The sequence below is a fragment of the Sphingomonas sp. LR60 genome, assembly GCF_036855935.1.
Taxonomy (GTDB): Bacteria; Pseudomonadota; Alphaproteobacteria; order Sphingomonadales; family Sphingomonadaceae; genus Sphingomonas.
Genome location: NZ_JASPFK010000001.1, coordinates 3,566,216 through 3,580,191, shown reverse-complemented (window position 1 = coordinate 3,580,191; position 13,976 = coordinate 3,566,216). Strand labels below are relative to the sequence as shown.

Annotated in this window: 16 protein-coding genes and 1 pseudogene; 7 read left to right on the top strand and 10 right to left on the bottom strand. The window is 67.9% G+C overall.

What is annotated here, in order from left to right:
* Positions 1-15: 15 nt before the first annotated feature.
* The 4 genes from msrA to pabB form a co-directional block, all read right to left on the bottom strand.
* A complete protein-coding gene (gene msrA / locus QP166_RS17090) occupies positions 16-669 on the bottom strand; it encodes a peptide-methionine (S)-S-oxide reductase MsrA (protein ID WP_333916993.1) in 654 nt (217 codons plus the stop codon).
* Positions 670-720: 51 nt separating this feature from the next.
* Positions 721-861, bottom strand: coding sequence for a hypothetical protein (locus QP166_RS17085; RefSeq protein ID WP_333916992.1), 141 nt, complete (start codon positions 859-861; stop codon positions 721-723).
* Between the two features lie 214 nt (positions 862-1,075).
* The gene (locus tag QP166_RS17080) at positions 1,076-2,275 is read right to left on the bottom strand and encodes a pyridoxal phosphate-dependent aminotransferase (protein ID WP_333916991.1); all 1,200 of its coding nucleotides are present in this window, start codon (positions 2,273-2,275) and stop codon (positions 1,076-1,078) included.
* Between the two features lie 48 nt (positions 2,276-2,323).
* Positions 2,324-4,069: an aminodeoxychorismate synthase component I gene (gene pabB, locus QP166_RS17075; RefSeq protein ID WP_333916990.1), complete on the bottom strand. Its 1,746-nt coding sequence runs from the start codon at positions 4,067-4,069 to the stop codon at positions 2,324-2,326.
* A gap of 114 nt (positions 4,070-4,183) precedes the next feature.
* Here pabB and QP166_RS17070 point away from each other — a divergent pair, with 114 nt between their 5' ends.
* The 7 genes from QP166_RS17070 (at position 4,184) to QP166_RS17040 (ending at position 8,808) form a co-directional block, all read left to right on the top strand.
* Positions 4,184-4,843: an MBL fold metallo-hydrolase gene (locus QP166_RS17070; protein ID WP_333916989.1), complete on the top strand. Its 660-nt coding sequence runs from the start codon at positions 4,184-4,186 to the stop codon at positions 4,841-4,843.
* Positions 4,844-5,055: 212 nt separating this feature from the next.
* On the top strand, positions 5,056-5,235 hold the full coding sequence (gene rpmF / locus QP166_RS17065; RefSeq protein WP_028967316.1) for a 50S ribosomal protein L32: 180 nt from the start codon (positions 5,056-5,058) through the stop codon (positions 5,233-5,235).
* 43 nt (positions 5,236-5,278) lie between these two features.
* Positions 5,279-6,313, top strand: a complete 1,035-nt coding sequence (gene plsX, locus QP166_RS17060) for a phosphate acyltransferase PlsX (protein WP_333917374.1) — start codon at positions 5,279-5,281, stop codon at positions 6,311-6,313.
* Complete coding sequence (locus QP166_RS17055; RefSeq protein WP_333916988.1) at positions 6,310-7,290, top strand: beta-ketoacyl-ACP synthase III; 981 nt, start codon at positions 6,310-6,312, stop codon at positions 7,288-7,290. Before plsX ends, QP166_RS17055 begins: the two co-directional genes overlap by 4 nt.
* Positions 7,291-7,381: 91 nt before the next feature.
* Positions 7,382-7,678: an integration host factor subunit alpha gene (locus tag QP166_RS17050; protein WP_333916987.1), complete on the top strand. Its 297-nt coding sequence runs from the start codon at positions 7,382-7,384 to the stop codon at positions 7,676-7,678.
* A 4-nt stretch (positions 7,679-7,682) separates the two neighbouring features.
* Positions 7,683-8,021, top strand: coding sequence for a MerR family transcriptional regulator (locus QP166_RS17045; RefSeq protein ID WP_333916986.1), 339 nt, complete (start codon positions 7,683-7,685; stop codon positions 8,019-8,021).
* A gap of 40 nt (positions 8,022-8,061) precedes the next feature.
* A complete protein-coding gene (locus QP166_RS17040) occupies positions 8,062-8,808 on the top strand; it encodes a polysaccharide deacetylase family protein (RefSeq protein ID WP_333916985.1) in 747 nt (248 codons plus the stop codon).
* Here QP166_RS17040 and QP166_RS17035 read toward each other — a convergent pair.
* From QP166_RS17035 to acpS, 6 genes and pseudogenes are all read right to left on the bottom strand, one after another.
* Entirely contained in the window at positions 8,763-9,947 is a 1,185-nt protein-coding gene (locus tag QP166_RS17035) for a glycosyltransferase (RefSeq protein ID WP_333916984.1), read from the bottom strand. The genes QP166_RS17040 and QP166_RS17035 overlap by 46 nt on opposite strands.
* A gap of 15 nt (positions 9,948-9,962) precedes the next feature.
* Positions 9,963-10,486, bottom strand: a pseudogene (locus tag QP166_RS17030) (DUF2141 domain-containing protein).
* On the bottom strand, positions 10,468-11,433 hold the full coding sequence (locus QP166_RS17020) for a hypothetical protein (protein ID WP_333916982.1): 966 nt from the start codon (positions 11,431-11,433) through the stop codon (positions 10,468-10,470). Before QP166_RS17020 ends, QP166_RS17030 begins: the two are co-directional and overlap by 19 nt.
* Before the next feature lie 75 nt (positions 11,434-11,508).
* Complete coding sequence (locus QP166_RS17015) at positions 11,509-12,603, bottom strand: AI-2E family transporter (RefSeq protein WP_333916981.1); 1,095 nt, start codon at positions 12,601-12,603, stop codon at positions 11,509-11,511.
* Positions 12,600-13,568 (bottom strand): signal peptidase I, encoded by a 969-nt coding sequence (gene lepB, locus QP166_RS17010; protein ID WP_443027225.1) that lies wholly within the window; start codon positions 13,566-13,568, stop codon positions 12,600-12,602. The genes QP166_RS17015 and lepB overlap by 4 nt, the downstream gene beginning before the upstream one ends.
* Positions 13,552-13,971: a holo-ACP synthase gene (gene acpS / locus QP166_RS17005; protein ID WP_333916979.1), complete on the bottom strand. Its 420-nt coding sequence runs from the start codon at positions 13,969-13,971 to the stop codon at positions 13,552-13,554. Before acpS ends, lepB begins: the two co-directional genes overlap by 17 nt.
* Between the last annotated feature and the right edge of the window lie 5 nt (positions 13,972-13,976).

Here is a 13,976-nt window from a genome sequence, read left to right as displayed (position 1 = left end):
GGGGTGACGGTGCCGCTACCGCATTGCCAGTTGCGGGAAGGCCGCGCGGAAGCCCGCGACCTTCGGCTTGTCCCAGCGCACGATATACGGGTGCGTCGGGTTCCGGCGGAAGAAATCCTGATGATAGGATTCCGCCGGGTAGAAGCGTCCCGCCTCCAGCCGCGTTACGATCGGCTGCGCGAAGGCGTGCGCCTGGCCGAGCTGCAAGATGTACGCCGCGGCGACGGCGCGCTGCTCCGGCGTCTGCGGGAAGATCGCCGAGCGATAGCTGGTGCCGCTGTCCGGCCCCTGTCGGTTCAGCTGCGTGGGATCGTGCGCGATCGAGAAATAGACCCGCAGCAACGTCGCATAGCTGACGACGCGCGGATCGTAGGTGATGCGGATCGCCTCGGCATGGCGGGTGGTCTCGCTGCTGACCGTGGCATAGTTCGCGGTCTGCGGCGTGCCGCCGGCATAGCCCGCGATGACGTCGCGGACGCCCTTCACCTGCTGGAACACCGCCTCCATGCCCCAGAAGCAGCCGCCCGCCAGCACTGCGGTCTGCATGCCGGCGGTGGCGGGCACGTCATGCGCCGCAACGGGGATCGGGACGGCGCGCTCGGCCTGGGCGGTGCCGCAGCCGGCGAGCAGGAGCGGCAATGCCGCGGTGAAGGCGAGAATGCGCGTCATGCGCCTGATATGGGTTGTTAAAGGTCGCTCCGCCAGAGCGACCCGCACCGATCAGCGCGTGGCGTGGGTCGCCGCATAGGGGTTGCTCGGCATTTCCGGCTGGGTGGCGTGGATCGCCAGCATCCCGGCGGCGCCGATCAGGAAACCACCAGCGAACTGCCATGCGAAGCTGGACTTGATGAAGCCGATCATCAGTTGCTCTCTTTTCCTTGGCCGCGTGTGCGGCATGTCGCTCGATCGTCGTCACGTCGTTGCAGCGGGGGCAGCAGCGGGTGACGACCACCGCAACATTAGCCCCGACGGCTGAACGGCGGCTTGGCCGCTCGTTCATCTGGCGTCGATCTACGGACAGCGAGGCTGTCCTTCCATCGCAGAGTGCGAAAGCGATCGTTTCGGAAAAAGCGCGTTATTTCAGGGCGGCGCACGCCGCCTGGATGCGCTGGCACGCCTCGGTGAGCAGCGCTTCCGAGGTCGCGTAGCTGATCCGCATCGCCGGCGAGACGCCGAATGCCACGCCCTGCACCGCCGCGACCTTCGCATCGTCGAGCAGATAGCCGACGAAATCGCTGTCGGTTTCGATCCTCTTGCCCGCCGGAGTCGACTTGCCGATCACGCCCGCGACGCTGGGATAGACGTAGAACGCGCCCTCGGGCTTCGGGCAGGTGATGCCCTCCGCAGCGTTCAGCATGTCCACCACCAGATCGCGGCGGATCTGGAACGCCTGCGCACGTTCCTTGAGGAACGACTGGTCGCCGGTCAGCGCGGCGGTCGCCGCCGCTTGCGCGATCGAGCACGGGTTGCTGGTCGATTGCGACTGGAGCTTGGCCATAGCCTTGATGAGCCAGCTCGCGCCGGCCGCGAAGCCGATCCGCCAGCCGGTCATCGCATAGGCCTTGGAACAGCCGTTGACGGTCAGCGTCCGCTCGTAGAGCGACGGGCAAACCTCGGCGATCGTGGCGAAGCGGAAATCGTCATAGACGATATGCTCGTACATATCGTCGGCGAAGATCCAGACGTGCGGATGCCGCTCCAGCACGGCGCCCAATGCCTTCAGCTCGTCGACGGTATAGGCCGCGCCGGTCGGGTTCGACGGCGAGTTGAGGATCAGCCACTTGGTCTTGAGCGTGATCGCCGCCTCGAGCATCGCCGGGGTCAGCTTGTAGCCGACGTCCGCACCGGCCGCGACGATCACCGGGGTCGCGCCCGCGAACTGCACGACGTCGGGGTAGCTGACCCAATAAGGCGCGGGGACGATGACTTCGTCGCCGGCATCCAGCGTCGCGACCAGCGCGTTGAACAGCGTGTGCTTGCCGCCGACGTTCACGCTGATCTGTGCCGGGGTATAATCGAGGCGGTTGTCGCGCTTGAACTTGGCGACGATCGCGTCCTTCAGCTCGGCGGTGCCGTCGACGTTGGTGTATTTCGTCTTGCCCGCGCGGATCGCCTCGATCGCGGCCTCTTTCACGAAATCGGGCGTGTCGAAGTCCGGTTCGCCCGCGCCCAGCCCGATCACGTCGACCCCGGCCCGCTTCAGCTCCAGCACGCGGCTGGTGATCGCCAGCGTCGGGGAAGGATTGATGCGGTCGAGCGCGGCGGAGGTGTGCATGATGGGCGCCTTTGACTAGGAAGCGCTGCGCCTATGCGATGCTCGGCCTCATTGTGCAACCGCGAGCGTCGCTCGCATTAGTCCGCGCAACGCATTCCCGACGAACAGCCCGTCGCTCAGGTCGGCCGCGGTCAGGTCCTGCTCCACCGCGCGACCCGAATCCAGCAATTCGCCGCGCAACACGCCCGGCAGCAACGGCCCGGCACAGGGCGTGGCCAATGTGTCGCCGCGCGGCACGAACAGGTTGGTGAAGCTGCCCTCGGTCAGACGGCCGTCGGGGGTGAAGAACAGCACCTCGTCCGCGCCGATCGAGGTGCGCGCGGCGTCGTAGAAGCGGCGGTCGCTGGTCTTGTGGCGCAGGCGCCAGTCGTGCTCGCCGACCGGCAAGGGGGCGAGCGCGACGCGCAACGGCCGGTCGGGCGCGGGCGGCGCGGCGGCGACCTCGATCGCGACGACCCCACGTTGCGACACCAGCAGCCGGACGCGGGCGGCGGCGCGCAGCCGGAAGGTCGCGGCCTGAAGCTCGTTGCGCGCGGCGTGGCGGTCGAAGGTGAAGCCGAGCGCATCGGCGCTGGTGCGGAGCCGTTCGAGATGCCGTTCGATCCGCATCACGCCTTCTTCGGGGTCGAACGCCATCGTTTCGAGCAGGTCAACCCGCCGCCGCGCGCCGGCCAGGAACGCCGCCTTGGCCATCGCCTCGTCCCATTCGTCGTCGACGCGCGAATCGGCGACGATCCCGCCGCCGATCCCGATGACGGCATGGTCCGCGCCCTCGTCGATCGTCAGCGTGCGGATCGCGACGTTGAACGCCGCGCTGCCATCGGCGTCGATCCGCCCGATCGCACCGGTATAGGCGCCGCGCGCGGTGCCGCGCTCGACCGCGGCGATCGCCTGCATCGCGCGAACCTTCGGCGCGCCGGTGATCGAGCCGCAGGGGAACAGCGCGGACAGCACATCGACGCCATCGCGCGCCGGCGCGAGCGTTGCCGTGACCTTCGAGGTAAGCTGGTGGACGGTCGGATAGCGCTCGACCGCGAACAATTCGGGCACCGCGACGCTGCCCGTCACCGCGACGCGCGACAGGTCGTTGCGCATCAGGTCGACGATCATCAGGTTCTCGGCGCGCTGCTTGGCGTCGGTGGCCATCGCGCGCGCGACCGCGAGGTCGATGGCGGGATCGGCGTTGCGGCGCGCAGTGCCCTTCATCGGGCGGCTGACGAGCGCATCGCCGTCGCGCGTGAAGAACAATTCGGGCGACAGCGAGAGGATCGTCTGCGCGCCGGTCGCGACCAGCGCGCTCCACCCCGCGCGCGCCGCCTGCCGCAATCCGGCATAAAGCGCGAGCGGGTCGCCGATGAACGGCACGCGGGCGCGGAAGGTGAGATTGAGCTGGTACAGATCGCCCGCACGGATCAGCGCCTGCGCGGCGTCGAACATCGCGCGATAATCGGCGCGCGACGGCTCGGGCACGGGGGCGCCGGTCCATGCACCGGCCGGATCGGGGAGCAGCGCGGCGACGTCCGCGACCTCCTCATGCCTGTCGAACAGTCCGAACCACGCCAGCGGGGTCGCGCAATCGGGCTCGCTCCCGGCAGCAGGCTCGAACGCCGCGCCGGCGCCATAGGAAAGGAAGCCCGCCGCCGCCCCAGGCCACGATCGAATCGCCGCCAGCACGTCATGCACCTCGGCGGGCGTCCGGGCGGTGAGCACCTGCCGCGGCCGGTGGTACAGCCTCGCGCGGTCGAGCCCGGAACGGGCATCGTGGAGCAGCACGAAAGGAGCGGCAAGACGCATTGCTGCCCTTGATGCCTGCAGGTCGTTACACCCGCAAGCCGCGTTGCGTCCGACAAAGGTCGAAGTTAATCCCCGCGGCACCGGCGATCCGCGTATCCCGGCAGGAGTTTTCCGATGACCGACACCCCGTTGCGCGCCGCGATCGTCCCCGTCACCGCGATCGAGCAGAATTGCACCCTGATCTGGTGCACCGCGACGATGAAGGCGGCGGTGGTCGATCCGGGCGGCGACCTGCCGCGCATCCTGGCAGCGATCGAGCAGGCCGGAGTGACGGTCGAGAAGATCCTGCTGACCCACGGCCATATCGACCATGCCGGCGGGGCGAAGCCGCTCGCCGATCAGCTCGACGTGCCTATCGAAGGCCCGCATGAGGCCGACCGCTTCTGGCTCGCCCGCCTGAATGAGGACGGCCGTCAGTGGGGAATCGAGGGCGTGGTGTTCGAGCCGGACCGCTGGCTGGACGATGGCGACACGGTGACGGTCGGCGACCTGACGCTCGACGTCTATCATACGCCGGGGCACACGGCGGGGCATGTGATCTTCCATCACGCGCCGTCGCGATTCGCGCAGGTCGGCGACGTGCTGTTCCAGGGCTCGGTCGGGCGGACCGATCTGCCGCAGGGCGATCACAAGCAGCTGATCGAATCGATCGTGACCAAGTTGTGGCCGCTCGGCGATGCGACGGCGTTCATTCCCGGCCATGGCAAGCCCAGCACCTTCGCGCACGAGCGCGCGCACAACATGTTCGTCAGCGACCGCGCGCTTTCGGCCTGAGAGGGACACGACGGCAGGCTCCGGACGTTTACGGCACGGAGGTCATGTGACGGGCTTTGCTTGCAACCGCTGGGGAATTCGCTATAGGCGCGGGGCTTCGCGATGCGAGCCGATGCCCGGCTGTCTGCCGCGGCCGGTGCTCGCATCGTCCGCGCGGCGCCGTGCACCGGCTCGTCGCTCATATGAACTACTAGACAAATCAAGGTGCCGCGATGGCCGTCCCCAAGCGAAAGACTTCTCCCTCCCGCCGTGGCATGCGCCGCGCGCACGACGCCCTCTCGGTCGAGGCGTTTCAGGAATGCCCGAACTGCGGCGAGCTGAAGCGTCCGCACAACCTGTGCACCGCGTGCGGTCACTACAATGGTCGCGAGGTCATCGCGGTCGACGCCTGAGCCTGACCGGGTGCAGGCGCAGTTTCGGGAGCGAGGTGCAGTGATTTCCGACAGGTCCCGGATCGCCGTCGATGCGATGGGCGGTGACGAGGGGCTGGCGGTGATGCTGGCCGGGGTGGCGCGTGCGTGCCGCCGCTACGACGACGTCAACTATCTGTTGGTCGGCGACGAGGCGGCGATTCGCGACGGGCTGTCCCAGCATCCCAATCTCGCGCAGCATTCCGAGATCGTTCACGCTCCCGATGTGATCGCGGGCGACGAGAAGCCGAGCCAGGCGATCCGTCGTGCCAAGACGACCTCGATGGGCGTCGCGATCGACTGCGTGAAGCAGGGACGCGCCGCCGCGGCGGTGTCGGCGGGCAATACCGGCGCGCTGATGGCGATGGCCAAGCTATCGCTGCGGACGATGCGCGGCATCGACCGTCCGGCGCTGGCCGCGATGCTGCCGACGCTCGGCGACAATGATTGCGTGATGCTCGACCTCGGCGCGAACACCGAGTGCGATGCGCGCAACCTCGTGCAATTCGCGGTGATGGGCGCGGCCTATGCGCGCACCACGCTGGAGCTGGATGCCCCGCGCGTCGCGCTGCTCAACATCGGCAGCGAGGACCAGAAGGGCACCGGCGAGATTCGCGACGCCGCGCAGATGCTGCGCGCCGCGCCGCATCTGCCGATGAAGTTTACGGGCTTCGTCGAGGGCGACCGGCTGTCGCGCGGCGAGCATGACGTGATCGTCTGCGACGGCTTTTCGGGCAATATCGCGCTCAAGACCGCCGAAGGCACTGCGCGCTTCGTCGCCGACCTGCTCAAGCGCGCGTTCCGCAGTTCGGTGCGATCGAAGGTTGGCTTCCTGATCTCGCGTCCGGCGACCGAGCTGCTGCGCGATCACCTCGATCCCAACAACCACAATGGCGCGGTCTTCCTCGGGCTCAACGGGCTGGTGGTCAAAAGCCACGGCAGCGCGAACGAGCGCGGGGTGGCGACCGCGATCGGCAATGCCGCCAAGATGGTACGCGCCGACCTGACACGCAGGATCGTCGAGGACCTGCGCCATTTCGAAGCGAAGGCCGCGGCATGATCCGTGCGGTGCTGACGGGGACCGGGTCCGCGCTTCCCGCCCGCCGTGTTTCCAATGCCGAGCTGGCCGAGCGCGTCGATACGTCCGACGAATGGATCGTCGAGCGTACCGGCATCCGCTTCCGCCATATCGCCGGTGACGGCGAGACGACCGCGACGCTGGCGCGCGATGCCGCGATCGCGGCGATTGCGGCGGCGGGGCTGGTCGCGGGCGATATCGACCTGATCGTGCTCGCCACCGCCACCCCCGACAACACCTTCCCGGCGACTGCCACCAAGGTGCAGGCGATGCTGGGGATCGACGATTGCGTCGCGTTCGACGTCGCGGCGGTCTGCTCGGGCTTCCTCTATGCGGTGCAGGTCGCCGACAGCATGATCCGCGCCGGGGCGCACCGCCGTGCGCTGGTGATCGGGGCCGAGACGTTCAGCCGCATCCTCGACTGGGAAGACCGCACCACCTGCGTGCTGTTCGGCGACGGCGCCGGGGCCATCGTGCTGGAAGCACGCGACTCCGTCGACGATGCGCGCGATCCGGACGCGCGTGGCGTGCTCGCGACGCGGCTCCATGCCGATGGTCGCCATAATGGGTTGCTTTTTGTCGACGGGGGACCCTCGACAACGGGCACCGTCGGCAAGCTGCGGATGAAGGGACGCGAGGTATTTCGCCACGCTGTCGTCAACTTGGCGGCGGTCATGGAGGAGGCTTTGCAGGCCGCCGGACTGGCTTCCGAGACGGTCGACTGGGTGGTTCCGCACCAGGCCAACGCCCGCATCCTGGATGCCACCGCGCGCAAACTTTCCTTGCCGTCTGAAAAGGTTGTGGTCACCGTCGACCAGCATGCGAACACCTCCGCCGCATCGGTGCCGCTCGCGCTCGACGTGGCGATCCGCGACGGTCGGATCCAGCCTGGACACCTCGTCGTGCTGGAAGCGATGGGCGGCGGATTTACTTGGGGCGCTGCGGTCCTGCGCGTCTAGGCCGCGACGGGCCGCTGCATCGACAATTCGCGCGATTCGTTCTAAGCGGGAACTGAATTGTGCAACCTTTCCGGGGGGTAGAGGGAAGTCGATGACTGAAGCAGGTACGTTGACGCGGGCTGATCTGGCCGAGTCGCTTCACAAGCAGGTGGGTCTGTCCCGCGCGGATTCGTCGCGGCTGGTCGAGCAGATCCTCGAAAATATGTGTGGTGCGCTGTCGAGGGGCGAGAACGTCAAGATCTCGGGCTTTGGCACGTTCGTGTTGCGCGACAAGGGCGAGCGGGTCGGCCGCAACCCCAAGACGGGCGTCGAGGTGCCGATCGCACCCCGCCGCGTGCTGACCTTCCGTGCCAGCCAGATGATGCGCGACCGCATCGTCGGGAGCTGAGCGTTTGGCGTCGGACGCCAAATCCGCCGCCGCGTTTCGCACTATCGGCGAGGTCGCTCAGGCAACCGGCCTCGCCCCGCACATTCTGCGGTATTGGGAAGGGCGCTTCCCGCAACTCCGGCCGGTAACACGCGCGGGCAATCGTCGTTATTACCGGCCCGAGGATGTCGCGCTGGTCGAGCGGATCGACCGGCTGCTCAATCGCGAAGGCTATACGATCAAGGGCGTGCAGCAATTGCTCGCACGCGAGCCGGCCGCAGCGCCGGTGCCCGCGCCGGCTGCGGCGACACCGACGTTGATCGCGATCCGCAATCTGCTTGCCAGGGCGATCGACGACGACTGAGCCTTGCGCATCGACGGGCGTGTGCGCATGTGCTGGCGCGATGAAGCGTTTGCTCGCCTCCATCCACGATGTCTCGCCGCGCTTCGAACGCGAGGTCGACCTGTTGCTCGACCGGCTGGCGCCGTTCGTCGGCACGCGGCTGGCGATGCTGGTCGTCCCTGATCATTGGGGTAGCGCACCGCTCACCCCCGCTTTCAATTCGAGGCTGCGGCAATGGGCGGACGCGGGCGTCGAGATGTTCGTCCATGGCTGGTTCCATCGCGACGACAGCGCGCATCGCGGCGTCGCGGCGATCAAGGCCAAGCGCATGACGGCGGGAGAGGGCGAGTTTCTCGGGCTCGATCGGAATGAAGCACTGGCGCGGATGCAGAGAGGCAGGACGGTGCTGGAACAGGCGACCGGACGTGCGGCGGCGGGGTTCATCGCGCCGGCCTGGCTCTATTCGGACGATGCGCGGGCGGCGTTGGCCGATGCCGGGTTCGCGCTCGCCGAGGATCATGCGCGCGTGTGGGTGCCCGGTGGCGCGGTCGTGGCACGCGGTCCGGTGATCACCTGGGCGAGCCGCAGCGATGCGCGCGCGCTCAGCTCGCTGGTCGCCGCGTCGGTGCTGCGCACCGCGCTCCAGCCGTTGTCGACGGTCCGGATCGCGGTTCACCCTGGCGACGTGACGCGCCCGGCGCTGCTGCGGAGCATCGACCGGACCTTTGCGGCATTCACGACCCGCGGGCGCCGCCCGGCGGCCTACGCCGATCTGCTCACCGCACCGCGCGCGTCGATCAGCGCCTGATAATGCGCGATCAGCGCCTGCGCATGTTCGCGGTCGCTCCAGACCTTCGTCGCCGCGACGGCGGCGGCGCGGCGGAGCAGCGGATGGTCGCGTGACGCCATCGCGACGATCGCGCGCGCGCATTCATAGGCATTGCCGCTGCGGTACCATTCGCCGAATTCAGGCTGCGCAACCGCCGAGGCCCCGCCGCGGTCGGGGACGATGAGCGGCAAGCCCGAGGTGAGCGCCTCCGAGGCGACCAGCCCGAACGTCTCGGTTTCGCACCCGTGGATCAGTGCGTCGGCGCTGGCCATCAGCGAGGCGAGCTGCCCGCGGTGATAGACCGGCTGGAACATCCGTACATGCGGGCTCTCGGCGATATGCCGCTCCAGCGTCCGCGTGTCGGGTCCCAGCCCCAGCAGCACGAGCCCGACCGGAAGCTTGGCTCCGGCGCGTCGCACCGCGTCGATCACCATCGGCCAGCGCTTCTCGGGGTGATGCCGCCCGACCCCGATCAGCAGGAAGGCGTCTTCGGGTAGGCCGCATTGTTCGAGCATCGCCTTGCGGAGCGTCGCGCTGCGCAGCGTGGGCGAGAAATGCTCGCGCTCGATCCCCAGCGGCATCGTCGCATCGATGCGCACCCCGCGCGCGCCCAGCCGCTCGGTGAGTACCGGGCCGTTGGTGACGACGGTGTCGAACCGATCGAGCCAGCGGTTCATGTAGCGATCGTACCAGCCGAACGCGCGCTCGATCGTCGCCTCCGACGCCACGCGCGAGAACCAGCGCTTGGGATAGGTTTCGAGATTGTCGTTGTGCATGAACCAGGAGCGGACCGCATCGCCTTGCCAATCGGCGACGATTGCCGCCGAGCGCCACGGCGCACAATTCTCGACCACGTCGGGGCGATAATGATCGAGCAGTTCGTGGATCGGCGCCGCGTCCCAGAACAGCCCGTAGTTCGAATCGAACGGGATGCCCGGCGATTTGACGTAATGGATTCGTGCGCCGCCGGGGCGTTCCTCGACGCGATCCTCGCGACCTGGCGCGATCACGATCTGCTGATGCCCCAATTCGGACATCAAGGCCATCTTGCGATCGAGATACGAGCGCACCCCGCCACCGGTAGGGGAGTAGAATTCGTTGACGTCGACGATCCGCATGGTCCCGTCTCCCGATCAGCGCATGAAGCCGAAGCCGCCCAGCCCGCGCAGATATTGCGCGCGGATCGTGGTGCGGGTGATGCCCGGGCCGACGTCGATCAACGCGTCGACCAGCTTGGGACGCGCACGTCCGATCTTGTGATTGCTGGGAAAGCCGGCGCCGTCGCTCCAGAAGTTGAACTTGCGCTTGCCGTCGCGATCGTGACCGAGGAACAGCGCGTAACGGCCGGGATGCGGCACGCGGATGCAGATCGCCGCATCGCCGGACGCGGGCGGCGCGATCGACACGCGGCGAAAGAACTTGCCCTGGCGGGCGAGATCGTCGTCCCCGGCGAGGAAGTCATTCTCGTTGGGCGGATAAAGCTCCAGCTTCAGCGTGCCGGTGCGATCCTTCAGCCCGGTGACGGTCGCGAGGATCGCGGGGCCTTGCTGCCCCCGGCACAGGCCGCGGCATCGCTGCCCAGCACCTGCGCGCCGGCGGCGGGCGCGCCGAGCGCCAGCAGCCCGGCCAGCGCGATCTTCAGCGTTCCTCGCGCCATTTGCGCATCCTTTCCGTCACATATACCGCGCCGAACAGCAGCAGCAGCAGCCCGTGCATCACCACTGTTGACGCTGCGGTGAACGCCATCAGATCCGACAACGTCCGATCATGCCCGATGACCAGGATCGCGAAGTTGGCGAAAAGCAGGTCTTTGTTGGGCAGGAACGGCAGGCGCGAAACCAATTGCCGCCCGGCGACCAGAAACAGCCACATGCCCAGCGACACGCTGGGGATCGCCCAGGCCCAGGCAAGCGCGATCGTGACGCAGGTGCCGCCAATCCGCAGCAGATCGATCCAGAAGATGAACCACAGGTCGCGGCGCGGCAGCGAGAACACGCGCTTCGAAAACAGGATCAGCCCCAGCGAGAGCGCGGTGGCGAAGACCAGCGACCAGATCATCGCCTCCACCACCTCGGGCGCGATCAACTGATAGCCGAGCGGCAACGCCACCAGCCCGAGCAGCAAGGCGGTGACGTTGCCGGTGATGCCCGAGACGATGCTGACGTCCTTGACTGCACCGAAGGGCGCCGCGACCATCTCGAGCCGTGCACGCGCCCAGGCATAGAAATAGGCGTCGCCCGAATAGCCGATCAGGATGTCGTTCGCGATCCGTTTCCGGTTGAGCGCGGGAAAGGCGGTGGGGGGCACGTTCCACAGCCGTCGGAAGATGATGAAGTCGCAGATCGGCAGGGTGAAGTAGGAGGCGACGAAGAACAGGTAGAAGCCCCAGGATTCGGGGACGATCCGCCGGATGCCGGCCAGCCCGTCATCGAACAACTCGCGTCCGACCCCGATCAGCATCGCAATGGTCAGGATCGTCGCCAGCAGCATCGGCCAGCGCCGTCGAAGCGTCTGGACCGGCTTCAGCGCGACCAGCGGAGCGACGTCGGCAGTGGACATGGTCGAGGGAGTTGAGGCTGGCTCGTCGACGCGCAATCGGTTCATCCTGCGCCCGTTCCTACACGGGAAGCGGGCTTTAGCAGCGTCCTGCGGCGTGCGCCAGCCGTGCCGCGGGCACGGTCAATCGCGCGGCGGGCCGTCCTCGACGTTCTCCGAGCGCCGCTCCAGCGCGGTCTTCAGGATCGCGGTCATCGGATCGGCCAGCGCCAGCCCCATGATCCCGAACAAGGCGCTGGCGAGGATCTGCGCGCCGAGCGTCAGCGCCGGTGGCAGGTCGACGGTGCGCCGGGCAACCATCGGGATCACGACATAGCCGTCGAAGGTCTGCACGACGACATAGACGATGATCGCCAGCACCCCGGTATGGACACCGGCGGAAAAGCCCACCGCGACCATCAGCGCACCGGAAATGAAGGCGCCGATATTCGGGATGAACGCCAGCAGACCGGTGAGGATGCCGAGGATCATCGCCATCGGCACCCCGGCAAGCCACAAGGCGATCGCGGTCAGCACGCCCTCGAACGCCATGCCGAGCAGGCGTCCGGCGAGCAGCCGGCGCAACGTCTGCGCCATGCGCTTGAGCGTCACCGCGAATTCGACGCGGTTGCGCTCGGGCACCATCCATTGCAGCCCGCGCTCATAGCCGTGCGGGTCGATCGCGACGAACAGCCCGAGCACGACGATCATGAACCCGCTGGTCAGCGCGCCGGCCGCGGTGCCGAGCCAGCTGGTGACACGGCCGAGCGAGGACATCGCCTGTTTGGCCACGCCGCTCAGGTCGTTGACGCCGGGCATCAGCCCCTGCGCGCTCAGCCAGCCATTGAGGCGAAGCGCCTGGACCTCGACCGTCGAGCGGAGCTGCTGTGCCTGGGCGGCGATCTGGACGCCGGCGAGATAGAAGGTGCCGAGCAGGAAGGCGATCGTCAGCAGGCAGACGATCAGCAATCGCCAGCTACGCCCGATCGGCAATACGCGCCCGAGCAGCCGCACCCCGCCATCGAGAAGCGCCGCGAAGACGAGCGCGGCGAAGATGATGAGCAGCGGCTGGACGAGCAGGACGACCAGCGCGATCGCGCCGGCCATGCCGAGCCAGATCGTGGCGCGGCGGATTTCGTAGCGCGTCGCCTCGTCGCGCACTTCGGTGGGGCTGGCGCCGGCGCGGACGCGGATCCGCTCGCCACCGGCATCGATCCGCACCTCGTGCGCGTCGCTCATGGGAGGCGCGTCGGGTGGAGCGAGGTGCCAGCGCGCCCGCCGCGCAACGCGCCCGGCCACGTCAGCGGGTTCCAGCCGGCGCTGCCGTCGACCGAGAAAGTGATGAATTCGGCACGCCCACCGATATTCTCATAGGGCACCGGCCCGCCGAGCCCGCGTTCGAACCCGCCCAGCGCGAAACGGCTGTCGGCCGAGCGGTCGCGATTGTCGCCCATCAGGAAGACATGGTTGGCGGGAATCTTCACCGGGCCATAATTGTCGCCGACGCTGTCGGGTTCCAGATCGACCGTGTCATAGCGACGACCGTTGGGCAGGGTCTCTGTGATGATCGGCAGGTGGCAGATCGCGGTGCCGTCGGCGCGCTCCTGTCGCGCACCCGGATATTGGGCGGGATCGCAGGTCGCGTTCGCGTCGACCGGCAGGTCGCGATAGTGGAGCGGGCCGCGCGTCACGGGAACGCCGTTCAGGATCACGACTCCGCCGCGCACCGCCAGCGTATCGCCCGGCAGCCCGATGACGCGCTTGATATAGTCGCTCGACTGGCCCGGCGGGGTGACGATCACCACATCGCCGCGCTCCGGCAGGCTGCCCCAGACCCGGCCGTGGATGAACGGCACTTGCACTGACCAGCTATCGACCTGCTGGTGCAGCAGGGTGCCGCGGACGATCGCGACCGGATTGGGGATCGTCGGCGAGACGAACGACCAGCCATAGGCGAATTTCGATACCACGAGCCGATCGCCGACCAGCAGTCCGGGGAGCATCGACTCGCTCGGAATGTAGAAGGGCTTGGCGATGAAGCTGTGGAAGCCGAGCACCGCCAGCAACAGCCAGAACAGACCCTTCAGCTCTCCCCACCAGTCGAAGCCGGCGCGCGTCATGGGCGCCTCCGTCGTGGCGGGCGGGGGCGTGTGGTCGCCGGTCAATGCGATATCCTCTGCCACGCGGTCACTCGGCTCCTGCATGTCGGTCGGCGATAGCCTCGATGATGACGAATGCCTGCGCCCAGGGATGGTCGTCGGTCAATGTCAGATGAATGCACGCGCTGTGCCCGGCGGGGATCATCGAATCGAGCCGCGCCTTCGCGCCGCCGGTCAGCGCGAGCGTCGGCGCGCCGGAGGGCGCGTTGACGACGCCGATGTCCTTCATGAACACACCGGCCTTGAACCCGGTGCCGACCGCCTTGGAGAACGCTTCCTTGGCGGCGAAGCGCTTGGCGAGCGTTCCGGCCCTGGTGAACGGGCGGCGATCGGCCTTGGCGCGCTCGACAGCGGTGAAGACGCGCGCCTCGAACCGCTCGCCGAAACGATCGAGCGATGCGGCGATCCGCTCGATATTGCAGAGGTCGGAGCCGAGCCCGACGATCATGCGGG